Below are 23,474 nucleotides of genomic sequence, written 5' to 3'. Positions count from 1 at the left end.
CGAAAAGACCGCCATGGCCCTCGGTTAAGCCAAAGTGAGACACGGCTCAACCATCTTCGCCATACAGCGTGTTTGACGTGTTTAACAAATGGCGTATGGGACGATCCAACGCATACGTATTCGCGTGCGGTGAAACAGCGCCGGGCCGTCAGGACCCGCCGCCTTGGGGAACGAGGAAGCTCTTATGAACGAACGGATTCCGGAGATCGGTCTGCAGGCCCAGGGGATCGAGACCCGCGCCACCCTGCATTGGAACCTCGTCACCGCACGGCTGATCGAAACCGCCGTCGCACGCGGTGAGGGCAAGCTGTCGGCCGACGGTCCGCTGGTCGTCGAGACGGGCGAGCACACCGGACGTTCGGCGCAGGACAAGTTCATGGTCCGCGACGACACGACGCGCGACACCGTCTGGTGGGGCAAGACCAACAAGCCGATGAGCCCGGACGATTTCGCCGCGCTGAAGGCCGATTTCTTCGCCGCGCTCGGCCAGAAGGAAGACCTGTTCGTCCAGGACCTGTATGGCGGATCGCAGCCCGAGCACCGCGTACGCGTGCGCGTCGTGACCGAGCTGGCCTGGCACAATCTGTTCATCCGCACGATGCTCGTTCGTCCCGAAGAGCATGAGCTGCGCAAGTTCGCCGCCGAATACACCATCATCGATCTGCCCAGCTTCCGCGCTGATCCCGCGCGCCACGGCTGCCGCTCCTCGACGGTGATCGCGGTCAACATGACCGAGAAGCTGATCCTGATCGGCGGCACGCGCTATGCGGGCGAGATGAAGAAGTCGGTCTTCGGCCTGCTCAACTATCTGCTGCCGACCACCGGCGTGATGCCGATGCACTGTTCGGCGAACATGGGCGCGGACGGCTCGACGGCCGTGTTCTTCGGCCTGTCGGGCACCGGCAAGACGACCCTGTCGGCCGATGCCAGCCGAACTCTGATCGGCGATGACGAGCATGGCTGGTCGGACACGGCGGTCTTCAATTTCGAGGGCGGCTGCTACGCCAAGATGATCCGCCTGTCGCCCGAGGCCGAGCCGGAGATCTTCGCGACCACCAAGCGCTTCGGCACGGTGCTCGAGAATGTCGTCATGGACCCGGTCACGCGCCAGCTCGACCTGAACGACAACAGCCTGGCCGAGAATAGCCGGGGTGCCTATCCGATCGACTTCATCCCCAATGCGTCGAAGGACAATATGGGGGGCGTACCGCGCAACATCGTGATGCTGACGGCGGACGCCTATGGTATCCTGCCGCCGATCGCCAAGCTGACGCCCGAACAGGCCATGTATCACTTCCTGTCCGGCTATACCGCCCGCGTGGCGGGCACCGAAATTGGCGTGACCGAGCCGGACGCGACCTTCTCGACCTGTTTCGGCGCGCCGTTCATGCCGCGCCATCCTTCGGTCTATGGCAACCTGCTGAAGGAGCGGATCGCCAAGGGCGGGGTCGATTGCTGGCTGGTCAACACCGGCTGGACCGGCGGCAAGTATGGCGTCGGCAACCGTATGCCGATCAAGGCGACCCGCGCGCTGCTCAACGCCGCGCTCGACGGCAGCCTGAACCAGGTCGAGTTCCGGACCGACCCGAATTTCGGCTTCCAGGTTCCAGTGTCGGTGCCCGGCGTCGATGCGGCGATCCTGAACCCTCGCGACACCTGGGCGGACAAGGCCGCCTATGACGCGACGGCGGCCAAGCTGGTCGACCTGTTCAACGAAAACTTCAAGCAGTTCGCCGACCATGTCGACGAAGGCGTTCGCGCGGCGGCGCCGAAGGGGACGGTTGCGGCCTGATGGATCGGGGGAGGCTTTCTATAAGAATGCCTCCCGTTCATTTGAAACTGGTATGCCAGTTATCGCGAGATAATCGCCAACCCGGCAACCGCCCCCACTTCCCTCTCCCCTGGATAGGGGAGAGGGGTAGCGGAGCTTGCCAGCGTGCTGGCTAGCGCAGCTTGGGTGAGGGGTTGAGCGAGCCTTTGGCTCGCGCGCTCGCAGAGCGAGCGCAACACCCCTCACCCAGCTTCGACTAGGCCTTTGCTTTCGCAAAGACCAAGTCTGCGCAACCCTCTCCCCTCTATGAGGGGCGAGGGGAAAGAACGTCGATCAGATTGACGGAAAAACCTTACTCCGTCTCCACCTCGGCCAGATCCGCCACCGGTAGCAGCTTGCTCAGTGGACGCACCGCCTGTTCGCCGATGGGTGGCGAGTCGATGCTCTTGCCGCCGGTGTCGATATTCAGCGCCTCGAAGCGTCGCGCGCTAGTCAGCACCTGGCTCTCCAGGCTGCCGACAAAGGCGTTATAGGCCGTCATCGCGGTATCGAGATTCTTGCCCAGCTTCGACACATGGCCGCCCATCACGGCAAGGCGGGCATAGAGTTCCTTGCCCAGCGCGCCGATCTGCCGCGCTTCCTGCGCCAGCTTCTCCTGTCGCCAGACCGCCGCAACCGTCCGCGCGATCGCGATCAGATTGGTCGGGGTCGCCAGCAACACACGCTTGTCGAACGCGAAATCCCACAGCGTCGGATCATTCTCGAGCGCCGCTGACAGGAAATGCTCGCCGGGGACGAACATGATGACATAGTCGGGCGCGTCCTCGAACTGGTTCCAATAGCTCTTGTTGCCCAGACCATTGACATGCGCGCGCATCGCGGCGGCATGGCGCGCCAGACCCAACTGCCGCTCGGGCTCATCGACCGCGCCAAAAGCATCCTGATAGTCGTTGAGCGACACCTTGGCGTCGATCACCAGCGCCTTGCCGCCCGGCACACGCACGATAGCGTCGGGGCGCAGGCGACCGCCCTCGCCGTCATCGACGCTGACCTCGGTCTGGAAATCGGCATGTTCGGACAGACCGCAGCTCTCCAGCACGTTGCGAAGCTGCTGCTCGCCCCAGCGTCCCCGCGCCTTGGGAGCGTTGCGCAGCGCATTGACCAGCTTGGCCGCCTCGCCCGAGACGCGCTCCTGGCCGATCCGCATCGCCTCGATCTGGCCCTTCAATTCGCCGAATGCGTCGCGGCGCTCGTCCTCGACCTTGCGCACGCCTTCCTCATAGCGCTGGAGTCGCTGATGAACCGGGTCGAGCAGCGCCTTGAGCGTCTGGCCGGACGCCTCCTCCGACTGGCGGAAGCGCGCTTCGGCGCGTTCCAGAAACTGGCGCTGGGCGACTTCCAGAGCGCGGGCGGCGGCCTCGCCGAACTGGGCGTTGATCTGTTCGCGTGCCTGCCCCAGCGCCTCCAGCGTCTGGGCATAGGCCGTTTCGCGCTCCTGCGCGCGAGCCCGCAACTCGGCCAGTTCGCGATGCGCGGCGTTGCGCTCGGCCTCGACGGCATCGCGCGCCGTCCGGATAACATCGAGATCGGCGGCGCGGCCGCGCAGTTCGGCCAGCGCCTGAAGCGCTTCGCTCCGGTCGCGCTCGGCGGCGTCGCGGGCGACGCGCAGCGGCTCCACTTCCCCCGCACGGGTCTTGGCGGTCGCCAGTTCGGCGGCCAGGCCGTCGGCCTTTCGCCGCGCGGCCATCCAGCCGACCACGCCCCCCAGCAATAGGGCGAGCAGGGCAACGGCGATCAATTCGGGCATTTCGACAACCTGTCAGACTAAGGGACAGGTCGGAACATAGAACGAACGAAGCCGGTCGAACAAGGTCATTCGACCGACCTAGCCGGGAAAGGTCAGCCCTTGCGCATCTTGTTCAGCTTGCGCATCAGCATGTCGCGCTTCAGCCGGCTGACATGATCGATGAACAGAACGCCGTTCAGATGATCGATCTCATGCTGCATGCAGGTGGCGAGCAGTCCATCGAGTTCCGCCTCATGCGCCTCGCCCTTTTCGTCCAGCCACTTCACACGGCAGGATGCAGGCCGCTTCACCTCGGCATATTGCTCGGGGATCGACAGGCAGCCCTCATTATAGGTGGACAACTCGTCGCTGACCGACAGGACTTCCGGGTTGATATAGGCCTTGGGATGCTTGACCGGCTTGCCTTCCTCATCCTCTTCCTCCTGCAGGTCGATGACGAGAATGCGCTGGTCGACGCCGACCTGGATCGCGGCGAGGCCGATGCCGTGCGCGTCGTACATCGTCTCGATCATGTCGGACACGAGCTGGCGGACGGTGTCGTCCACCGTCTCGACAGGCTTGGAGACGAGACGCAGGCGGGGGTCGGGAATTTCGACGATCGGAAGAATGGCCATGACGATTTCGCTACGGTCAGCGACCCGAACCGTCAAGCCAGCGGATCAGACCACCGGCCGCCGGGCGCGCAGCGCCTGGGCCAGCGTGCCTTCATCCAGATAGTCCAGCTCGCCGCCCACCGGCAGGCCATGGGCAAGCTGGGTCACGCGCACCGGGAAACGCTCGATCCGCTCGGCGATGTAATGGGCGGTGGTCTGTCCCTCCAGCGTGGCGTTCATGGCGAGGACGACTTCGTCGACTCCGCCACCCTCGATCCGGCGAACCAACGCGTCGATCGTCAGGTCCTCGGGCCGCACGCCCTCCAGCGCCGAGAGCCGTCCGCCCAGCACATGGAAGCGCCCCGGAAACAGCCGCGACCGCTCCAGCGCCCAGAGGTCGGCGACCTCCTCCACCACGCACAACGCGCCCGCATCGCGCCTGGCGTCGGCACAGATCGCGCAGGGATTGGCGGTGTCGATGTTGCCACAGGTCGAGCAGGTCTCCAGCCGCTCCTCGACCGCCCCCAGCGCGGTCAGCAGCGGCACCAGCGCTGCCTCCCGCTTTTTCAGCAGGTGCAGGACCGCACGACGGGCGGACCGGGGGCCAAGGCCAGGAATACGCGCCAGCGCCTGGGTCAGCGCCTCGATCTCGGGGGATGCCATGTGTGAACAGATAGGGGGTTGCGCGCCGTCCCGCCAGCGCAGAGAGGCGTTGCCATGCGGATCATCTTCATGGGTACGCCGGGCTTTGCCGTCCCGGTTCTGCAAGCGCTGGTCGAGGCCGGGCATCAGGTCGTCGCCAGCTATAGCCAGCCGCCGCGTCCCGGCGGGCGGCGCGGGCGGCAGCTGGTCCCCTCGCCGGTGCAGCAGACGGCGGAAGGTCTGGGCATAACGGTGATGACGCCGGTGTCTCTGCGCTCGGCGGAGGAGCAGGCTCGGTTTGCCGCGCTTGAGGCCGATGTCGCGGTGGTCGCGGCCTATGGCTTGATCCTGCCGCAGGCGATCCTCGACGCGCCGCGCTTGGGCTGTCTGAACGTCCATGGCTCGCTGCTCCCGCGCTGGCGCGGGGCCGCCCCCATCCAGCGTGCGATCCTGGCGGGCGATGTCGTGACGGGCGTAGGCATCATGCAGATGGAGGCGGGTCTCGACACCGGGCCGGTCCGGCTGGAAGGCTCGACGCCGATCGGACGCAAGACGACGGGTGACTTGACCGCGGAACTGGCGGCGATGGGGGCCGAGCTGATGGTCAAGGTCCTGGCCGACCCCGAACGCTACCCGGCGCGGCCCCAGCCTGCCGAGGGTGTCACCTATGCCGCCAAGATCGACAAGACCGAGACGCGGCTGGATTTCACCAGGAGCGCCATCGAGCTGGAGCGGCAGGTCCGCGCCTTTCATCCCGCCCCCGGTGCGTGGTTCGAATATCAGGGTGAGCGGGTCAAGCTGCTGTCGGCCCAGCCGGTCGACGGCCATGGTGCCCCCGGCGAGCTGCTGGACGACCGGCTGACCATCGCCTGCGGCGCAGGCGCGCTCCGGCCGGTCAGCGTCCAGCGGGCCGGGCGTGGCGTATCGAGCGCCGACGATCTGCTGCGCGGCTTTGCCATCCCGGCGGGGACGCGGCTTTGACGCGATTTGCGCTGACGGTCGAGTTTGACGGGCGGCCCTTCATGGGCTGGCAGCGCCAGTCGCATGGCCCCAGCGTTCAACAGGCGCTGGAGGACGCCGTCCATGCCGTCACCGGCGAGCGCACCGCGGTTCACGCCGCCGGACGGACCGATGCGGGCGTGCACGGTCTGGCGATGCGCGCGCATGTGGACATCGCCAAGGACATCGCCCCCTTCCGCCTGATGGAGGCGATCAACGCGCGGATCAGGCCGAACCCGGTCGCAGTGCTGAATTGCGTGACGGTGCCGGACGACTGGCATGCGCGCTTTTCGTGCATCCGGCGATCCTATGAATATCGCATCGTCAATCGCCGCGCACCGCTGACCCATGAAGCCGGATTGGCGTGGCAGGTGCCGCAGCCGCTCGACGAAGCCGCCATGGCGGACGCCGCCGCGCGGCTGGTCGGGCGGCATGACTTCACGACCTTCCGCTCGGTTCATTGCCAGGCGGACAGCCCGGTGCGGACGCTCGACCTGCTATCGGTCGAGCGGGTCGATACACGGCTGTACATCCGCGCCGCCGCGCGGTCCTTCCTCCATCACCAGGTGCGGTCGATGGTCGGGTGCCTGGCACTGGTCGGCATGGGCCGCTGGTCACCCGACGATGTCGAAGCGGCGCTGAACGCCCGCGACCGCGCGCAGCTGGGGCTGAACGCGCCGTCGGGCGGGCTGTTCTTCGTCGCGGCGGATTATCCGGACGAAGGCTGACGCGAAAAACGTGCTGCCAATTCGACATGGGTCGACCAGCGGAACTGGCCCACCGGCTGCACCCAATCGAGCTGCCACCCCTGATCGACCATCGCCTTGGCATCGCGCGCGAAGCTGGACGGATTGCACGAGACATAGGCGACCGCGCGTACCTCGGCGCTGGCCAGCGCATCCGCCTGATCCCGCGCGCCTGCACGCGGCGGATCGAGCACGATGGCGTCGAACCGGTCCAGCTCCGTCTTGGTCAGCGGGCGGCGGTACAGGTCCCGATGTTCGGCAAAGACCATCTTTCCTGCACCATTCGCCGCGCCCTTCAGCGACAGGATCGCATCACGCGCGCCCTCGGCGGCATAGACCTTATCCGGCAGCGCCAGTGCGAAGGTGCCGAGGCCAGCGAACAGGTCGGCAGTGGTGCGGGGATTGCCCACCGCCTCGCGCACGGCGGCGACCAAAGCCGCCTCGCCATCGGCGGTGGCCTGTAGAAAGGCGCCGGGCGGCAGGGGAACGCCGACACCGCCCAAGGTGATCGTCACGGGCTCGGGCTCCCAGCGGGTTTCCGCGCCCAGCCCGTCATCGACGGAGAAACGCGCAACGCCGTGCCGCTGGCAGAAGGCGATGATCGTCTCGGCCGCTTCCAATCCGTCAGGCGAGAAGCTGGTGACCAGGATGTCCGCCCCCTGATCCGCGAGCGCCAGATGCACGTCGCCGCGCCGCTTGAACCCCAGCCGCTGGAGCAAAGCGCGAAGCGGGGCGACCAGCGCGAACAGCGTAGGGTGAAGGATATGGCATTCGGCCATGTCAACGATGGCGTGGCTCTTTTCCGCCGAAAAGCCGATCAGCACGCGCCCGCCCTTCGCCTCGGCATGGAGGGTCGCGCGACGGCGGCTGTGCGAGGGCGAGCAATGCGCGGGGCGCAACGGCGCGGTCAGGCCCTGCGCGTCGAGCGCGGAGGCGATGCGGTCGGTGACGAACCCGGCATAGCTTTCGTCGTCCAGATGCTGGAGCTGGCACCCGCCGCAGCGCGGGAAATGGCCGCAGGGCGGGGTCTGGTGATGCGGGCCGGGCATGACGATGCCGTCGGCCGACAGGGTGTCGCCGGGTGCGGCAAAGGCGGCGTGGCGGCCGGTCGCGGTCACGCCGTCGCCCCGGGCGGCGACGCGGATGATGGTATCGCTCATGCGATCAGCCTCTGACGGCGGAAAGCGCGTCTGCCAAGTCGTCCGCGATGAAAGCCTTGCCCAAGCGTCGTGCGGCCTGGGCATGAAGCCATACCCCCGCCTCCGCCGCTGCAAGCGGTTCGAGCCCCGCCGCCAGCATTGCACCGATCGCTCCGGCCAGCACGTCGCCGGTCCCTGCGGTGGACAGCCAGGGGCTGGCCTCCGGGCAGAGGATTGCCTGGCCATCGGGGGCGGCGATGACGGTATCGGCACCCTTGTGCACGACGACCGCTCCACTTTGCCGGGCGGCGCGGCGCGTGGCGCTAAGCTTGTCGTCGGTGACTTCGCCGAACAGATGGGTGAACTCGCCGCCGTGGGGGGTGAGGATCTTGGGGGCTTTGTGCTTGGCCAGCGTCCCAAGCTCGACCAGTCGGAGGGCGTCGCCATCAATGATCAGCGGCCGTCCGCCGGAAAGCGCCGCCTCAAGCCGTGCGGAGGCGTCGGCGTCCCGACCGAGGCCGGGGCCGATCACGACCGCACCGATCCGATCCTCGTCCAGTGCGTCTGCCGTATAGTCCCGGCGCACGACGGCGTGCGGGGCAGCCGAGCCGGATACCCCAGCCGATGCAAGGTGAAGCACATAACCCGCCCCCGCCCGCAAAGCTGCGAGTGCCGTCAGTTCCGAGGCGCCCGACATGCTGCCCGCGATGACGGCGACCATGCCACGGCTATATTTGTGAGAGTTCGCATCCGGCTCAGGCAGGTGCCAGCGTGTCAGGGTGCGGGCGTGCGAACGGGTAGCAACGCCGATATCCAGCAAGCGCACCTGACCCATGAGGCTGGCGGCGGGTTGCAGGAGATGCGACGGCTTCACCGCCCCCAACGCAAGCGTGACGTCAAAGCGCGGCACCTTGCCCAGCGCCTTGCCGTTATCCATCGCCACGCCGGTCGGGAGGTCGACCGCGATGCGCAGCCATGCCGCCTCGGCAAGTCGGGCCAGCGCATTCTGGATTTCGTCGGAAGGCGACCGCGACAGACCCGTTCCGAAGATCGCATCGACAAAGACAGGTGCAGGCTCCGCCCTATCCAGCGCTTCGACCGCGCCGCCCCAAATTGCGGCTGCCCGGCAGGCTCCGGTACTGCGCGGAGCGTCGCTGGCAGCCACCCGTACCGCCAAACCCTGCCGCTTGAGCGCCGCAGCCGCGATATAGCCATCGCCGCCATTATTGCCCGGGCCACATAGCACCAGTATCTCGCGCCCGGCGGCCAACCGGGCCACCGCCTGTGCAATGGCAGAACCGGCGCGATCCATCAGGGTCGCCTCGGTCACCTCCCCGACCATTGCCGCCTGTTCGGCCGCATGCATCTCGGCCGCGGTCAGGACCGGCAGGCCATCGATCGGGATCACTGCGTCGCTACCGTGGCAGGCAGGCGATAGCGGTCGCCACCGACTGCTATCTCGATCATCCGGTCCCCGGCGACCGTTACCGATGCGGGCTGGGCGCCGTCAGCTGCCTCTACGCCGCGCCCGTCACGCGTCACCTGAAGCCGCCGGAACCCACCATCGGGATGCCGCACGGTCAGCACTACCGCATTCCCCGCACCCGATTGCTCCACCGTGCAGTCACTGGCGAAGGCTTGTGCCCCCGCCAGTGCGCATTCGATGGCCAGACCGGGTTTCTGTTCGGCGGCGGGGCCGTCCTGGGCCGCCGCCTGCCGCTCTTCCTGTCCGCCCGAGCAGCCGGCCAGTGCCAAGGCGCCGACCAGCCACCACGGATCAGATATCCGCATAGACATGGCGCTCGGACTTCGCGCCGGGGTGCGTGACCGCGCCCTGATGCGCGGGGCCGACATTCTGGGCATAGCGCCACAACACACCGGCCTGATAATCGTTCACGCGCGGGGTCCAGCGCGCCCGGCGCTCGTCCAGCACAGCGGGCTCGACCAGCAGGTCGATCGTGCCCGCCTCGGCATCGATGCGGATGGAGTCGCCATTCTCGACCAGCGCGATCGGGCCGCCATCGGCCGCTTCGGGACCGACATGGCCGATGCAGAAGCCGCGCGTGCCGCCCGAAAAGCGGCCATCGGTGATCAGTGCGACCTTCTCGCCCAGCCCCTGGCCATAAAGCGCGGCGGTGGTCGACAGCATCTCGCGCATGCCCGGACCGCCCTTCGGCCCTTCATAACGAATGACGACGACGGTGCCCTCGGTGATGGCGCGCGCCTCGACGGCGGCGAAGGCCTCTTCTTCGCAGTCGAAGACCTTTGCAATGCCCTCGAACTGAAGGCGCTTCATGCCCGCCACCTTCACGATCGCCCCCTCGGGCGCCAGCGACCCGCGCAGGCCGACCACGCCGCCCGTCGGGCTGAGCGGCGTCTTCACGTCGTAAATGACCTTCTGGTCAGGGTTCCAGGTGACCTCGTCGATATTCTCGGCCAGCGTCTTGCCGGTCACGGTGATGCAGTCGCCGTGCAGAAACCCGCCCGCCAGCAGCGTCTTCATGAGCATATAGACGCCGCCCGCCTCATACATGTCCTTGGCGACATAGCGGCCACCGGGCTTCAGGTCGGCGATATAGGGCGTGGTCTTAAAGATCTCGGCCACATCGAACAGATCGAAGTCGATCCCCGCTTCGTTCGCCATCGCGGGCAGATGGAGCCCGGCATTGGTCGACCCGCCGGTTGCCGCCACGACGCGCGCGGCATTCTCGAACGCCTCGCGGGTACAGATGTCGCGCGGACGGATGTTGCGCCCGATCAGCTCCATCACCTGCTCGCCCGCCGCCTCGGCGATGCCGTGGCGGTCGAGGAACGGCGCGGGCATCATGTTGCTGTTGGGCAGCGACAGGCCGATCGCCTCGCCGACGCAGGCCATGGTGTTGGCGGTGAACTGGCCCCCGCACGCGCCGTGACCGGGACAGGCCACCTTTTCGAGCGCGATCAGGTCGTGGAGCGGGCAATTGCCCGCCGCATGCTGCCCAACCGCCTCGAACACGTCGACCACGGTCACGACGCGATCGTGATGACGGCCGGGCAGGATCGAGCCGCCATAGACGAAGATCGACGGCACGTTCAGGCGCAGCATCGACATCATCATGCCGGGCAGCGACTTGTCGCACCCCGCAAAGCCGACCAGCGCATCATAGCAGTGGCCGCGCACCGACAGTTCGACCGAATCGGCGATGACCTCGCGGCTGACCAGCGAGGACTTCATGCCCTGATGGCCCATCGCGATGCCGTCGGTCACGGTGATGGTGTTGAACCGGCGCGGCATGCCGCCACCGCGAATGACCCCCGCCTGTGCGGCATCGGCCTGTGCATCGAGCGTGGTGTTGCAGGGGGCCGAATTGTTGCCCGCACTCGCCAGCGCGACGAAGGGCTTGGCGATATCTTCTTCCTGAATGCCCATCGCATAATAATAGCTGCGATGGGGTGCGCGCTCCGGGCCGACGGAAACGTGGCGGGACGGCAGGCGAGACTTGTCGAATTGGCGTGTCATGGCGCAGGCCTATGTCGCCAGACAGCCCCCAGACGCAAGCAAATTTCGCAATGACCCGCAATCCCGGGCCTTTGCGGGCGTCAGCGGGTCAGAGCGAACCCAATGCTTTCGCCACGCCGTCCATGGTAAACGGCTTTTGCAGGCGGGGACGGTCGCGGAACCGCTCGTCCACCGCATCGTCGGCGCCGCCGGTGGCAAAGACGAACGGCACGCCACGCTCGGCCAACGCTTCGGCGACGGGGGTGCTCTTCTGGCCGCCCCGCAGGTTGACGTCGAGAATGGCGGCATCGATACCGCCCTGCGCCACCCGCGCAAGCGCGTCGTCGACGCTGTCCACGGTGCCCGCGACCTGTTTGTCGAGGACGTCCAGGAAATCCTCGAGCATCATGGCGATCAGGGGTTCGTCCTCGACGATGAGGATCTGCACGGGCTCTGTCATCAACATCGCCATAACATGCTTTGCGCCCCGCGCCAGCCGCTAGTTGCGATCAGGCCCCTGCCCGCCATCTTGCGTCAGCGCCGCCTGCGTCGCCTCGGCCAATTGCTGGACCGAGAAGGGCTTGGGGAGAAAACCGACATTGGGCAGCGTGATCGACTTGCGCAGCTGTTCCTCGGCATAGCCCGACATGAACAGCACGGCGAGGTCGGGATAGCGTTTGCGGACGAGCCCGACCATCGTCGGCCCATCCATGGTCGGCATGACCACGTCGGAGATCAGCAGGTCGGGCTTGCCATGCTTGTCGAGCATCTCCAGCGCCGCCTCGCCATTCTCGGCGGAGATGACGGTATAGCCCTGTCGCGACAGCGCGCGTTCGGCGACGGCGCGGACCATATCCTCGTCCTCGACCAGCAGGATCGTGCCCGAGCCCCAGGGGGTCGTGACCTTGGCCGGTGGCTTTGCCGGACTTGCCTTGGTGGGCGAGACGGCGGGCGCGGCATGGACCGGCAGGTAGATGGAGAATTTCGCTCCGCCGCCCGGCGGCGAATCGGCGAAGATATAGCCGCCCGATTGCTTGATGATGCCGTAGACGGTCGACAGACCCAGGCCGGTCCCCTTGCCCAATTCCTTGGTGGTGAAGAAGGGCTCGAAAATCTTGCCAAGGATTTCGGGCGGAATGCCGGTCCCGTTGTCGCTTATGATGAGGGCGGTGTAATCGGCGGCGGGCAGAATATCGTTGTTGAGCGCACGCGCATCGGCCATCGACACGGCGCGCGTCTGGATGGTCAGGATGCCGCCGCCAGCCGGTTCATTCTCCAGGATCGCGTCGCGGGCATTGACCGCGAGGTTGACGACCACCTGCTCCAACTGCCCCGGATCGGCGCGGACCGGGCCCAGATTGCGGCCGTGGCTGACGTCCAGCCGCACCCGCTCGCCGAGCAGCCGCTTGAGCAGGTTCGACACTTCCGACACGACATCGGGCAGTTGCAGGATCTGCGGCCGCAACGTCTGCTGGCGCGAGAAGGCGAGCAATTGGCGGGTCAGGCTGGCGGCGCGATTGGAGTTGGTGCGGATCTGCTGGATATCGTCATAGTCGCTGTCGCCCGGCGAATGGCGCATCAACATCAGGTCGCAATGTCCGATGATCGCGGTGAGGATGTTGTTAAAGTCGTGCGCGACGCCGCCCGCCAGCTGGCCGACCGCCTGCATCTTGGTCGCCTGCGCGACTTCGCGCTTCAGGCGGCTCTCCTCCGAATTGTCCTTCAGGCTGAGCAGCACCGCCGCCTCGCCCAGCCCGCGCGCGCCCGCGATGGTCAGCGCGACCGGCTCTTCGGGATGATCCTTCAACCGCACCGCCATGTCGGCCGAATGCGTCGCCCCGCTGGCGAAGCGCCGGATCGCGTCCGCCACCGCCGCCTTGTCCTCGCGCACCACCAGATCGCCCGGATAGAGCGGCGGCGCGGTGCCGTTGACCCCGGCGGCGCGCATGAAGGCCGAGTTCATCTGGATGAAGCGCCCGTCGCGGTCGACCAGCGCGATCCCGAAAGGCATCAGCGAGACGAGGCCACGGACATGACTGCCCGCGCTCGTGCCTGTGGGGGCGACCAGTTGCTCATCCTCGTCGAGCAGCGCGACCAGCATCGGCGCGGCCTCCCCCTCGACGAAGGGAATTTGCAGGATGCGCAGGGGCTTGCCTTCGCCCTTCGCCAGTTCGGCGGCGAAGCGGACCTGGCCACCCGGATCATGCGCCAGGAAGGTCGCAAAGTCGCGGCCGACGATCGAGATCATCTCGCCGCCCATCGCCCGGGCGCATAGCACGCGGTTGGCGGCCCGCACCCGGCCGTCGGGCGCGATCAATGCCGCCATGATGCCCGCCGTGCCCAGTCGGTCGCCATGGATGCCGCCAATCAGCCGCTCGACCGTCTCGGCCAGGTCCTGTTCCTCGGCGATGGCGAAGCGCCAGACCAGCAAATCGGCCTCGTCACCGGCGCGCGTGACCATCACCGACAATTCGGTGCCCATCACCGCGATCCGGTCCGCCCGGCCCAGCCCGTCGCGCCAGGCGGTCCGCCCCGCCTCCGCCAGCGTCTCCACCGACGCCGCATCGAGCGGAACGCCCGGCGGGGTCGGCATCGTCGGGAAGAGCGAGGCATAGGCGTCATTGGCGCAGACCAGCCGCCCGGCCCGGTCGGTGACGGCAATCGCGTCCAGGCTGGCATCCGCCACGACGCGGGCAAAATCCCAGTCGACGCTGCGTCGGCTATGCTCGACCTTCGGCGTCAGGATGCGCCAGACCAGGATGACCCCAAAGGCCAGCAGCGCGGCCGCCATAAACCCCGCCGCGACGACCCAGCTGCGGATCGCCACGAACAACAGGGCGGCCGCGCCCGCTCCGCTCGCGACCGATACGACGGCCGCAACGCGGGTGGGGTGAAATCTTTCGAGGGACGCGATCGCCATCGCTAACCCATCATCCGGCAACCCGGCATGGTCAAGCCCGATCCCTCGGACGGACGGTCCATGCCGGGAAGTGGATGCTGATTACCAGATCCGGACGCGCTGTTCCGGCGTCAGATACAGCTTCTCGTCCGGCTTGGGGTTGTAGGCCGCATACCAGGGATCGAGATTGCGCACGACCCAGGCGCGCTGCTGCGACGGCGAGTGCGGATCGGTCAGCAAGCGGTTGCGAAGGTTCGCCTCGCGGTAATTGCGGCGCCAGACCTGCGCCCAGCCCAGATAGAAGCGCTGGTCGCCGGTAAAGCCGTCGATCACCGGCGCCGCCTTCCCCTTTAGCGAGGCGTGATAGGCATCATAGGCGACCGACAGGCCCGCCAGATCGGCGACATTCTCGCCCAGCGTCAGTGCCCCCTTCACATGCAGGCCGGGCAAAGGCTCATAGGCGTCATATTGCTTCACCAGAGCGCCGGTGCGTTCCTTGAACGCCGCGACGTCCTTGGCCGTCCACCAGTCAGTCAGCTGACCGTGCGCGTCAAACTTCGATCCCTGATCGTCGAAATGGTGGCTCAGCTCATGGCCGATCACTGCGCCGATACCGCCATAATTGACCGCCGGATCGGCCTTCGGATCGAAGAAGGGCGGTTGCAGGATCGCGGCGGGGAAGACGATCTCGACCATGCCGAAATTGGCATAGGCGTTCACCGTCATCGGCGTCATGCCCCATTCCCAACGCTGGATCGGCTTGCCGAGATGGCCGATATTGTCCTCGTGCCGCCACTGGGCCGCGCGCAGGGCGTTGCCGAAGGCGTCGCCGCTGACGATCTTCAGGCCCGAATAGTCCTTCCAGCGATCGGGATAGCCGATCTTGGGGGTGAAGGCGGCCAGCTTGGCATGGGCCTTCGCCTTGGTTTCCGGGGCCATCCAGTCGAGCTGGTCGATCCGCTTGCCCATTGCGGCCAGGACGTTCTTCACCAGCGCATCGGCGGCCAGCTTGGTCGCTGGCGGAAAGTAGCGCGCGACATAGACCTTGCTCACCTCGTCGCCGAGCGCGCTGCTGGTGAAGTCGACCGCCCGCTTCCAGCGTTCCTGCTGCTGCGGGGTGCCCGACAGGACGGTGCCGTAAAAGGCGAACTGCTCGCGGTCGAACTGGGCGGGCAGGACATCGGCGAACTCGTCGAGCGAGCGGAGCAGCAGCTGGTCCTTAAGCACCGCGATCGGCGTCGACTGGATCAGCGCGGCGATACCCGTCACCGCCGTCGGCTGGGCGACGACCAGCGTATCGACCGGCGTGCCCACGCCCTTCAGATAGGTCGCGAAGTCGAAGCCCGGTGCGCTCTTCGCCAGATCGGCCACGGTCATCTTGTTGTAGGTCTTGGTCCGGTCGCGGCTGTCGATCCGGGTCCAGTGGACCTTGGCGATCTCCGTCTCGAAGGCGACGACCGCTTGGGCCCGCGCCTCGGCATCGGGTTCGCCCGCCATGGTCAGCATCTTGGACAGATGTGCCTGATAGGCCGCGCGCTGGGCGGCGATCTTCGAATCGTTGCTGAGGTAATAATCGCGGTCCGGCATTCCCAGACCGGCCTGACGCAGGCCGACGGTGTAGAGATCGGGCTGGCGCGCATCCTGCCCAACGCCCGAGCCGAAGGGGATGCCGACGCCGTTGCGATCCGCCTCGGCGAGCAGGGTGGCATAGCCCGACTTGTCGGTCAGCCCCTTGATCCGGTTCAGCCAGGGCTGGATCGGTGCCAGTCCCTTCGCCTCGATCGCGGCAGTGTCAAGATAGGTGGCATAGGCGGTGCCGATCTGGTTCCGCTGGCCCTTGGCCTGTTCCAGGATGGTGTGGGTCCGCTCCCGCGACAGGTCGGCGAGTTTGTCGAACGCGCCATAGCTGGACTTGTCGGCGGGGATGGCCGTGGTCTTCGCCCATTCGCCATTGGCAAAGGCATAGAAATCGTCACCGGGGCGGACGGACTTGTCCATGCCCTTTTCGTCGAAGCCGAACTGCCCATAGGTCGGGCCGTTGGCAGCGGCGGGGCGGTCTTGCGCATTCAGCGCCACGGTCCCCGTGATCGCGGTCGCGCCAAGCAGCGCGGCGATGGCCAGACTTTTCATCATTCTCTCCAAAACGCAAAAAAGGCCCTCCGGTGGGTGCCGGAGGGCCTGTCATTCGGTCGATTACCAGATGCGGACGCGCTGCTCGGGCGTCAGCGCCATCTTGTCGGTCGGCTTGACGCCGAACGCCGCATACCAGGGATCGAGGTTGCGCACGGTCAGCACCCGCTCATGACCCGGCGAGTGCGGGTCGGACAGCAGCGCCTGACGCAGTGCCGGTTCGCGCCACTTGGTCCGCCACACCTGAGCCCAGCCATAATAGAAACGCTGGTCGCCGGTCGTGCCGTCGATCACCGGCGCGGCCTTACCGCCCAGCGACTTGTGATAGGCGTCGAGCGCGACGGTCAGGCCCGCCAGATCGGCGATATTCTCGCCCAGCGTCAGGCCGCCCTGGATATGCTGGCCGGGCAGCGGCTCATAGGCATCATATTGCTTCACCAACGCGTCGGTGAAGGTCTTGAACCGCGCCACGTCCTGCGGCGTCCACCAGTCGGTCAGCTTGCCGGTCGCGTCATACTTGCGGCCCTGATCGTCGAAGTGGTGGCTGATCTCATGCCCGATCACCGCGCCGATACCCCCATAGTTCACCGCCGGATCGGCCTTCGGATCGAAGAAGGGCGGCTGCAGGATCGCCGCCGGGAACACGATCTCGTTCATCGGCGGGTTGGCATAGGCATTGATCGTCATCGGCGTCATGAACCATTCGCCGCGATCGATCGGCTGGCCCAGCTTGTTCAGGTCCCGCTGGAACTCGAAGGCATTGGCGCGCGCGACATTGCCGACCAGATCGCCGCGCTGGATCTGCAGCGCGGAATAATCCTTCCACTTATCGGGATAGCCGATCTTGGGCGTGAAGGCGGCGAGCTTGGCCAGCGCCTTCTGCTTGGTCTCGGGCGCCATCCATTCCAGATTGCGCAGCCGGTCGCCCATGGCCGAGATCAGGTTCTTGACCAGCGCATCGGCGGCGGCCTTCGACTCCGGCGGGAAATACTTGGCGACATACTGCTTGCCGACTTCCTCGCCCAGGCCGTTGGAGACGAGGCCGACGCCGCGCTTCCACCGCGCCTGCTGCTCGGGCGTGCCCGACAGGGTGGTGCCGTAGAAGGCGAAGTTGGTCTTGTCGAAATCGCTCGACAGATAACCCGCATAGCTGCGCAGCACCTTCAGCATCGCATAGTCCTGGAGGACGTTCAGCGGCGCTTCGCTGTACAGCTTTGCCTCGCCGGTGATCGCGCTCGGCTGCGCGACCAGATAGGCGGGACGGCCCAAGACGCCCAGCGTCTGCATATATTGCGCCCAGGGGAAGCCCGGCGCCTTGGTGGTGAAATCCGCCGCCATCCACTTGTTGTAGGTCTTGTCCGCGTCACGGCTCTCGATGCGGGTCCAGTGAACGCCCGCCAGCCCCTTTTCGAAGTTGAACACGGCCGCCGCGCGCGCCTCGGCATTGGGCTCGCCCGCCAGCGTCAGCATCTTGGCGAGATAGGCCTGATAGGCGGTCCGGATCGTCGCCAGCTTGGCGTCGTCCTTCAGATAATAGTCGCGGTCGGGCAGGCCGAGGCCGCTCTGGCCGAAGTTCGGGATATAGGTGTCGGGCGCCTTGTCGTCCTGGCCGATATAGACGCCGAAGGGCGCACCGACGCCCTGACGCTGGAGCTTGGCCATCTCGACCGCCAGCGCGTCACGGCTCTTGGTCGCCTTGATGGCGCTCAGCCACGGCTTGACCGGGGTCGCACCCTTCGCATTGACGGCGGCCTCATCCATGAAGCTGGCATAGAAGTCGCCCGCCTTGTTGCCCGGCTGCTGGGTCGCCTCGTCCAGGATGGTGCGCGTCTGCTCCAGCGAGCGGTCCTGCAGGACGTGGAACATGCCGTAGGACGAGCGATCGGCGGGGATCGTCGTGCCCTTGTACCAGGTGCCGTTCGAGTAATCGAAAAAGTCGTCGCCCGGCTTCACCGCCGTATCACGGCCCGCCATGTCGAAACCGAAATCGCCGATCTCGGGCCCGTTCTTGGCATTGGGCTTCACCGGGCCCACGGCGGCCTTGTCGACGGGGTTCGCAGTCTGAGCCATGACGGGGGAAATGGCGGTCGTAAGAAGAGCGGCGATCAGCAGAGAGCGCATCTGAATTCCCGAAAAGGAGATGGATGCCGCTGTTGTAGCGAGCCGATACGCCCAGTCAAACCGTTAGAAAGTCACGTCAAACCGCGATACCGCTATCAGATTGCCACGCTTTTCCGTCGGTTGCGCCATTTGCGCGCGATCCAAACGCGCCAACCGAGCGCCGAGGCGGCATAGCCGATCACCGCGCATCCGCCGGTCAGCACGCACAGGCCCAGGCCGAAGGCAGGCCCCTGCTCCCAAAGCCAGTGAAACGCGCTCAACGCCCATTGCAGCCAACCGGTCGCGGCTTCGGCGACCGGCTGGGTGTTGATCGGCGTTTCACTGCGCAACAGGAAGGTGCCGATGCGATAGGCGATGACCCAGATGATCGGCGTGGTCAGCGGATTGGTGATGAAGGTCGTCAGCGCCGCGACCGGCACATTGGCGCGGAACGGCAGGGCGAAGACCGCTGCGATCGCGATCTGCGCGACCGGGAACAGGAACCCCGCGACCACGCCCAGCGCGACGCCGCGCGGCACCGACCGCCGGGTGAAGCGCCACAACTCGGGCGCCAGGACACGGTGGGCGACCGGCCGGAGCAGCCTGTTGTTTTCCATCGAATCGCGGGTCGGCATATTGCGCCGGACCCAGGCCAGGGAACGGCCCCACAGGGTGGGCACGGCCGAGGCCATCAGCCGCGATCGCGCAGGATACGGCCCTGCTCACGCTTCCAATCGCGTTCCTTGATCGAATCGCGCTTGTCGTGCGCCTTCTTGCCCTTCGCCAATGCCAGCTCCACCTTCGCGCGGCCGCGCGAGTTGAAATAGATCATCAGTGGCACCAGGGTCATGCCCTCGCGCGCCACCGCACCGTGGAGCTTGTTTATTTCGCGCTCATGAAGGAGCAATTTACGAGGGCGCTTGGCTTCGTGATTGAAGCGGTTGCCATGGCTGAATTCGGGCACGTTCGAATTGACCAGCCACACCTCTTCGCCGCGCACCTCGGCATAGGATTCCGCGATCGACCCCTCGCCGAAGCGAAGCGACTTCACCTCGGTCCCGGTCAGGGCGATACCGGCCTCATAGGTCGTCTCGATGGCATAATCGAAGCGGGCGCGCCGGTTCTCGGCGACGATCTTCTTCTTGTCGAACGTTTGGGGTTTCGGGCGCATGGACGGGCCGATGTAGGCGCTGAATGCCGTCATGAAAAGCCGCTGATGACGGCATCATCCCGTTTCTGGAACGGGGCGTTCAGGGCTTGCGGCGGCCGCCCAGCGGGATGGTCATCCGGATCATGGCCCGCTTGCTCGGCATGCCGCCGACATCGACCTGCTCGGCCTCCGCGGAAACCGTGCCGACGCCCGCTATTTCCGTGCGCGCCTTGGGCAGGGTCATGGGTTTGGAATAATCGGGAATGGTGCCGATCCGGTCCGCATCGGACGAGCGGCCGCAGACCACCACATCGTCGCCCGTATCGCCGGGCGGACAACGCCGCGCCGTCGACGGCTTGCGCGGCATGGGCAGGACGGGTCCGGCCACGGCACCCGCCTGCAAAGCGATCATCACCACCGTCCACATCGGCCGACTCTCCCGTGCCCATCGATCACGCCGATGGTCGACCGGGATTGCGGCCGAAGAAAGGCCCGGAAAAGAAGTTTGGCGTCAGATCAGCCCGGCATGGGCCAGCGCCGCATCGACCTGCGCGCGCGAAGCCTCGGACGGCCATGTCATGGGCAGGCGCACGCCTTGCGGGAAGTACGGCATGATGCGGCTGAGCGCGTACTTGACCGGGCCCGGCGAGGCGTCGGTGAACATCGCCTCGTGCAGCGGGAACAGCCGGTCGTGCAGCTCCAGCGCCCGCGCCATGTCCCCGGCCGCACAAGCCGCCTGGAAGTCGGCGCACAGGCGCGGGGCGACATTGGCCGTTACCGAGATACAGCCCACCCCGCCCATCGCGTTGAAGGCGAGCGCCAAGTCGTCATTGCCCGAGAGCTGACAGAAATCGGCGCCCAGCGCCCCGCGATGATGCGACACGCGCGCAAGCGCCCCGCTGGCGTCCTTCACGCCGACGAAGACTTGCGGCGCCGCCTTGACGACGCGGATCAGCGTCGCGGGCTGGATGTCGGTGACGGTGCGGCCGGGTACGTTATAGAGGACGATGGGCAGCGGCGCGTTCTTCGCCAGTTCGGCGAAGTGGAGCGCGATACCCTCCTGGCTCGGCCGGTTATAATAGGGCGGTACCATCAGCGCGGCGTCGGCACCCGCTTCCTGCGCGGCCTTCAGATTTTCAATCGCGACGATCGTGTCGTTCGAGCCTGCGCCCGCGATCACCGGCACCCGGCCGCGCGCCTGGTCGACACAGACGCGCACGACATGGAAATGCTCGTCCTTCGGCATGGTCGCCGCTTCGCCCGTCGTGCCGCAGGCGACCAGCGCCGTCGAGCCCTCGGAAATCTGCCATTCGACGAAATCCCGAAATTTCGCCTCGTCGAACGCTCCGCCGACATGACCGCCCTGATCGTCGAACGGCGTCACAAGCGCCGGAATGGACCCTGAAAACATGAGAGGAAATGCGCTCCTGCTGCGCCGAGTGGGACAATTTGTTCAGGACATGTACGGGTAGAGTCCCTATTCTGTCCACCATGATGGCATTGACGAAGGCGGGGGCGCTCCTCGCGACATTGGCTGGATCGATGATCACGCCGGGCGGGCAGGACCAGCTCGACCGGTATCGCACGCAAATGGCGAATATGAGCCCCAACCAGGCGACGCAGGGGATGCCCGCCCCCGCCGACGGGGCGATCGCGGCGGCGCTGGCCCAGTGGCGCGCGCTGCAACAGACCGATTCGCTGCCGTTCGACAGCTATGCCGGCTTCCTGATGGCGCATCCCGGCTGGCCCGGCGAAGCGGGCAACCGCCGCGCGGCCGAAAAGCAGGCGGCGAACTTCACCGCCGCACCGTCGAGCATCGTCGCCTATTTCCGTCGCTTCCCACCCCAGTCGGCGGCGGGCGGCGTGGCCTATGCCCGTGCCCTGCTGGCGACCGGCGCACCGGCGGACGCGGCGCAGGCCGCGCGAACGGCCTGGCGGCGCGGCGCGCTGTCGCCGAATGACGAAGCGCTGGTCATGTCGACCTTCGCCTCCGCACTGACGCCGGAGGACCAGGATGCACGGATGGATGCGCTGCTCTGGTCGGGGCAGACAAGTGCGGCGGCGCGACAGCTGAATTATACCAGCGTGGCGCGGCGTCCGATCTTCGCCGCGCGGCTGGCCTTCCGCTCGAAATCGGCGGATGCCGCCAGCCTGTCTGCGTCGACGGCGGAAATCTATGCCAATGATGCGGGCTATGTCGCCGACCGCGCCAGCTGGCTGCGCGACACCGGTGACAGCCTGACCGCGCGGTCCTGGCTCGCCCGGACGCGGCAACTCGCGACGCGACCCGGCAATGTCGAAAAATTCTACGAGGCGTTACTGGTCAACGCGCGGGCGGCAGCGGCCGACGGCCAGTTGCAGACAGCCTATGACATCGCACGGCAGGTCGACGATGCCTATCCGGCGGGCACCGACGTCTCGACCAAGCCTTATGGCGAGCGCGACGATTATACGAGCCTGGTCTGGCTGGCCGGCCAGAGCGCGATGAAGCTGGCACGCCCCGCCGATGCGATGACGCTGTTCGACCGGTACGGCCGGGGCAGCCAATCGCCGCAGACCCGCGCCAAGGGCTTTTACTGGGCAGGTCGCGCGGCCGAGGCGGCGGGTCGGTCGACCGAGGCGGCAGGTTTCTACGGCCGGGCCGCGCAATATCGCGACCAATTCTATGGCCAATTGGCGCTGGAGCGGACCGGTCGCCCGCTCGTCGCGCCGCCCGCGATCGCCGCGACCAATGTCGCGCCTGCCGTGCGCGCCGCCTTCGATGCCCGCGAAACCGTGCGCGCCGCCAAGTTCCTGGGCATGATCGGCCAATGGCAGGACCAGAGCGCCTTCATTCGCCAGATCGCGGCCGATGCGGAGGACGAGAACGACCATCTTCTCGCCGCCGACCTGTCGCGGAACATCAACCGCCCCGACCTGGCCGTCATGGTCGGGCGCAGCGCGATGCAGAACGGGCTGACCGATTATTCGGCGGCTGGCTTCCCGACCATCCCGGTCCCGACCGGCTATGAGCAGAGCTGGACGATCATCCATGCCATTGCGCGGCAGGAAAGCCAGTTCGACCGTGCCGCCGTCAGCCATGCGGGCGCGCGTGGCCTGATGCAGCTGATGCCCGCCACCGCCGCCGAGCAATTGGGCAAGATCGGCCTGTCCTACTCGCCCGCCGCGCTGACCACCGATCCGAACCTGTCGATCCAGCTGGGTGCCAGTTACTTCGAGAGAATTCGCAACAATTATGGCAGCTATCCACTTGCGATTGCTGCCTATAATGCGGGAGGCGGCAATGTGAACAAGTGGTTGCGCGCCAATGGCGATCCGCGCACCGGCACTGTCGACATCGTGGATTGGATCGAGGCGATCCCTTATTCCGAGACCCGCAACTATGTGCAGCGGGTGCTGGAAAATGCCGTGGTCTACGACCTGATGAACCCCGCCCGCGCGACTAGCCGGGGGCCGACGCCGCTCAGCTGGTATCTAGGCAAGTCGTCGCGGCCGGGTTGATCGCGGCGGCATAGGGAATAGAGGGGGACGATGGATCGTCCCAACTATATCACCCCGGCGGGCTATGCCGCGCTGCGTCAGGAATATGAGGCGCTGTTTGGGGTCGAGCGGCCCAAACTGGTCGACACGATCGCCTGGGCGGCGGGCAATGGCGATCGCTCCGAGAATGGCGACTATATCTATGGTCGCAAGCGCCTCCGCGAGATCGACCGGCGGCTGGGTTGGCTGTCCAAGCGGATGAAGGCGGCCAAGGTCGTCGATCCTGCCCGGCAGGAGGATCGCAGCAAGGTGTGGTTCGGCGCGACCGTCACCATCGCGGACGAGGATGACAATGAGCGCGTCCTGACGCTGGTCGGCGATGACGAGGCCGATGCGGGCCAGGGACGCGTCGGCTGGAACGCCCCCCTCGTCCGGGCGCTGCGGGGGGCGTCGGTCGGCGATCTGCGGCGCGTGACGCTGCCCGCGGGCGAGCGCGAATATGAGGTGATCGCCATCGCCTATCCCGATCCGTAACCGCAT

At 66.6% G+C, this 23,474-nt stretch carries 20 protein-coding genes; 5 read left to right on the top strand and 15 right to left on the bottom strand.

The window, feature by feature from the left end:
* The first annotated feature begins 184 nt into the window (after nt 1-184).
* Nucleotides 185-1,792 carry a phosphoenolpyruvate carboxykinase gene (locus GGQ89_RS04005; RefSeq protein WP_056434857.1) on the top strand — a complete coding sequence of 536 codons (1,608 nt, stop codon included), beginning with the start codon at nt 185-187 and terminating at the stop codon, nt 1,790-1,792.
* Between the two features lie 331 nt (nt 1,793-2,123).
* Here the strand turns inward: GGQ89_RS04005 and GGQ89_RS04000 are convergent, their stop codons facing one another.
* The 3 genes from GGQ89_RS04000 to recR form a co-directional block, all read right to left on the bottom strand.
* On the bottom strand, nt 2,124-3,578 hold the full coding sequence (locus GGQ89_RS04000) for a DNA recombination protein RmuC (RefSeq protein ID WP_184104283.1): 1,455 nt from the start codon (nt 3,576-3,578) through the stop codon (nt 2,124-2,126).
* Nucleotides 3,579-3,670: 92 nt separating this feature from the next.
* Nucleotides 3,671-4,192: a peptide deformylase gene (def, locus tag GGQ89_RS03995; RefSeq protein ID WP_184104281.1), complete on the bottom strand. Its 522-nt coding sequence runs from the start codon at nt 4,190-4,192 to the stop codon at nt 3,671-3,673.
* A 45-nt stretch (nt 4,193-4,237) separates the two neighbouring features.
* On the bottom strand, nt 4,238-4,834 hold the full coding sequence (recR, locus tag GGQ89_RS03990; RefSeq protein WP_184104279.1) for a recombination mediator RecR: 597 nt from the start codon (nt 4,832-4,834) through the stop codon (nt 4,238-4,240).
* 54 nt (nt 4,835-4,888) lie between these two features.
* Between recR and fmt the strand changes: the two genes are divergently transcribed.
* Nucleotides 4,889-5,794, top strand: a complete 906-nt coding sequence (fmt, locus tag GGQ89_RS03985) for a methionyl-tRNA formyltransferase (protein WP_184104278.1) — start codon at nt 4,889-4,891, stop codon at nt 5,792-5,794.
* Complete coding sequence (truA, locus tag GGQ89_RS03980; RefSeq protein WP_184104276.1) at nt 5,791-6,540, top strand: tRNA pseudouridine(38-40) synthase TruA; 750 nt, start codon at nt 5,791-5,793, stop codon at nt 6,538-6,540. Before fmt ends, truA begins: the two co-directional genes overlap by 4 nt.
* On the opposite strand, the gene GGQ89_RS03975 is transcribed toward truA, so the two are convergent.
* The 12 genes from GGQ89_RS03975 to dapA form a co-directional block, all read right to left on the bottom strand.
* Nucleotides 6,522-7,718 carry a class I SAM-dependent RNA methyltransferase gene (locus GGQ89_RS03975; RefSeq protein ID WP_184104274.1) on the bottom strand — a complete coding sequence of 399 codons (1,197 nt, stop codon included), beginning with the start codon at nt 7,716-7,718 and terminating at the stop codon, nt 6,522-6,524. The genes truA and GGQ89_RS03975 overlap by 19 nt on opposite strands.
* A gap of 4 nt (nt 7,719-7,722) precedes the next feature.
* A complete protein-coding gene (locus GGQ89_RS03970) occupies nt 7,723-9,105 on the bottom strand; it encodes an NAD(P)H-hydrate dehydratase (RefSeq protein ID WP_184104272.1) in 1,383 nt (460 codons plus the stop codon).
* Complete coding sequence (locus tag GGQ89_RS03965) at nt 9,102-9,488, bottom strand: hypothetical protein (RefSeq protein ID WP_184104271.1); 387 nt, start codon at nt 9,486-9,488, stop codon at nt 9,102-9,104. Before GGQ89_RS03965 ends, GGQ89_RS03970 begins: the two co-directional genes overlap by 4 nt.
* On the bottom strand, nt 9,475-11,196 hold the full coding sequence (ilvD, locus tag GGQ89_RS03960) for a dihydroxy-acid dehydratase (RefSeq protein ID WP_184104269.1): 1,722 nt from the start codon (nt 11,194-11,196) through the stop codon (nt 9,475-9,477). The genes GGQ89_RS03965 and ilvD overlap by 14 nt, the downstream gene beginning before the upstream one ends.
* A gap of 88 nt (nt 11,197-11,284) precedes the next feature.
* Nucleotides 11,285-11,647: a response regulator gene (locus GGQ89_RS03955; RefSeq protein ID WP_425326512.1), complete on the bottom strand. Its 363-nt coding sequence runs from the start codon at nt 11,645-11,647 to the stop codon at nt 11,285-11,287.
* 27 nt (nt 11,648-11,674) lie between these two features.
* Entirely contained in the window at nt 11,675-14,095 is a 2,421-nt protein-coding gene (locus tag GGQ89_RS03950) for a hybrid sensor histidine kinase/response regulator (protein WP_184104267.1), read from the bottom strand.
* Nucleotides 14,096-14,176: 81 nt separating this feature from the next.
* Nucleotides 14,177-16,204: a M13 family metallopeptidase gene (locus GGQ89_RS03945; protein WP_184104265.1), complete on the bottom strand. Its 2,028-nt coding sequence runs from the start codon at nt 16,202-16,204 to the stop codon at nt 14,177-14,179.
* A gap of 63 nt (nt 16,205-16,267) precedes the next feature.
* Nucleotides 16,268-18,325 carry a M13 family metallopeptidase gene (locus tag GGQ89_RS03940; protein ID WP_184104263.1) on the bottom strand — a complete coding sequence of 686 codons (2,058 nt, stop codon included), beginning with the start codon at nt 18,323-18,325 and terminating at the stop codon, nt 16,268-16,270.
* Nucleotides 18,326-18,420: 95 nt separating this feature from the next.
* Nucleotides 18,421-18,996: a DUF2062 domain-containing protein gene (locus GGQ89_RS03935; RefSeq protein WP_056434844.1), complete on the bottom strand. Its 576-nt coding sequence runs from the start codon at nt 18,994-18,996 to the stop codon at nt 18,421-18,423.
* A complete protein-coding gene (gene smpB, locus GGQ89_RS03930) occupies nt 18,996-19,475 on the bottom strand; it encodes an SsrA-binding protein SmpB (protein ID WP_007403364.1) in 480 nt (159 codons plus the stop codon). Before smpB ends, GGQ89_RS03935 begins: the two co-directional genes overlap by 1 nt.
* Nucleotides 19,476-19,554: 79 nt before the next feature.
* The gene (locus GGQ89_RS03925; protein ID WP_184104261.1) at nt 19,555-19,881 is read right to left on the bottom strand and encodes a hypothetical protein; all 327 of its coding nucleotides are present in this window, start codon (nt 19,879-19,881) and stop codon (nt 19,555-19,557) included.
* Nucleotides 19,882-19,965: 84 nt separating this feature from the next.
* Nucleotides 19,966-20,865, bottom strand: coding sequence for a 4-hydroxy-tetrahydrodipicolinate synthase (dapA, locus tag GGQ89_RS03920; protein ID WP_184104259.1), 900 nt, complete (start codon nt 20,863-20,865; stop codon nt 19,966-19,968).
* Between the two features lie 80 nt (nt 20,866-20,945).
* Here dapA and GGQ89_RS03915 point away from each other — a divergent pair, with 80 nt between their 5' ends.
* On the top strand, nt 20,946-22,955 hold the full coding sequence (locus GGQ89_RS03915) for a lytic transglycosylase domain-containing protein (protein ID WP_184104257.1): 2,010 nt from the start codon (nt 20,946-20,948) through the stop codon (nt 22,953-22,955).
* A 30-nt stretch (nt 22,956-22,985) separates the two neighbouring features.
* Complete coding sequence (gene greB / locus GGQ89_RS03910) at nt 22,986-23,468, top strand: transcription elongation factor GreB (protein WP_184104255.1); 483 nt, start codon at nt 22,986-22,988, stop codon at nt 23,466-23,468.
* Nucleotides 23,469-23,474 lie beyond the last annotated feature (6 nt).

Source organism: Sphingomonas yabuuchiae (genome assembly GCF_014199595.1).
Taxonomy (GTDB): Bacteria; Pseudomonadota; Alphaproteobacteria; order Sphingomonadales; family Sphingomonadaceae; genus Sphingomonas; species Sphingomonas yabuuchiae.
This window is presented reverse-complemented; position numbering and strand designations above follow the sequence as displayed.

What these genes read in the sequence shown, in the direction of transcription:
- fmt (WP_184104278.1), top strand. Translation starts at nt 4,889, where the DNA reads ATGCGGATCATCTTCATGGGTACGCCGGGCTTTGCCGTCCCGGTTCTG.
- GGQ89_RS04005 (WP_056434857.1), top strand. Translation starts at nt 185, where the DNA reads ATGAACGAACGGATTCCGGAGATCGGTCTGCAGGCCCAGGGGATCGAG.
- greB (WP_184104255.1), top strand. Translation starts at nt 22,986, where the DNA reads ATGGATCGTCCCAACTATATCACCCCGGCGGGCTATGCCGCGCTGCGT.
- GGQ89_RS03915 (WP_184104257.1), top strand. Translation starts at nt 20,946, where the DNA reads ATGATGGCATTGACGAAGGCGGGGGCGCTCCTCGCGACATTGGCTGGA.
- GGQ89_RS03945 (WP_184104265.1), bottom strand. Translation starts at nt 16,204, where the DNA reads ATGAAAAGTCTGGCCATCGCCGCGCTGCTTGGCGCGACCGCGATCACG.
- def (WP_184104281.1), bottom strand. Translation starts at nt 4,192, where the DNA reads ATGGCCATTCTTCCGATCGTCGAAATTCCCGACCCCCGCCTGCGTCTC.
- GGQ89_RS03965 (WP_184104271.1), bottom strand. Translation starts at nt 9,488, where the DNA reads ATGCGGATATCTGATCCGTGGTGGCTGGTCGGCGCCTTGGCACTGGCC.
- recR (WP_184104279.1), bottom strand. Translation starts at nt 4,834, where the DNA reads ATGGCATCCCCCGAGATCGAGGCGCTGACCCAGGCGCTGGCGCGTATT.
- GGQ89_RS03955 (WP_425326512.1), bottom strand. Translation starts at nt 11,647, where the DNA reads ATGGCGATGTTGATGACAGAGCCCGTGCAGATCCTCATCGTCGAGGAC.
- ilvD (WP_184104269.1), bottom strand. Translation starts at nt 11,196, where the DNA reads ATGACACGCCAATTCGACAAGTCTCGCCTGCCGTCCCGCCACGTTTCC.
- GGQ89_RS03950 (WP_184104267.1), bottom strand. Translation starts at nt 14,095, where the DNA reads ATGGCGATCGCGTCCCTCGAAAGATTTCACCCCACCCGCGTTGCGGCC.
- GGQ89_RS03975 (WP_184104274.1), bottom strand. Translation starts at nt 7,718, where the DNA reads ATGAGCGATACCATCATCCGCGTCGCCGCCCGGGGCGACGGCGTGACC.
- GGQ89_RS04000 (WP_184104283.1), bottom strand. Translation starts at nt 3,578, where the DNA reads ATGCCCGAATTGATCGCCGTTGCCCTGCTCGCCCTATTGCTGGGGGGC.
- GGQ89_RS03925 (WP_184104261.1), bottom strand. Translation starts at nt 19,881, where the DNA reads ATGTGGACGGTGGTGATGATCGCTTTGCAGGCGGGTGCCGTGGCCGGA.
- smpB (WP_007403364.1), bottom strand. Translation starts at nt 19,475, where the DNA reads ATGCGCCCGAAACCCCAAACGTTCGACAAGAAGAAGATCGTCGCCGAG.
- GGQ89_RS03935 (WP_056434844.1), bottom strand. Translation starts at nt 18,996, where the DNA reads ATGGCCTCGGCCGTGCCCACCCTGTGGGGCCGTTCCCTGGCCTGGGTC.
- GGQ89_RS03940 (WP_184104263.1), bottom strand. Translation starts at nt 18,325, where the DNA reads ATGCGCTCTCTGCTGATCGCCGCTCTTCTTACGACCGCCATTTCCCCC.
- dapA (WP_184104259.1), bottom strand. Translation starts at nt 20,865, where the DNA reads ATGTTTTCAGGGTCCATTCCGGCGCTTGTGACGCCGTTCGACGATCAG.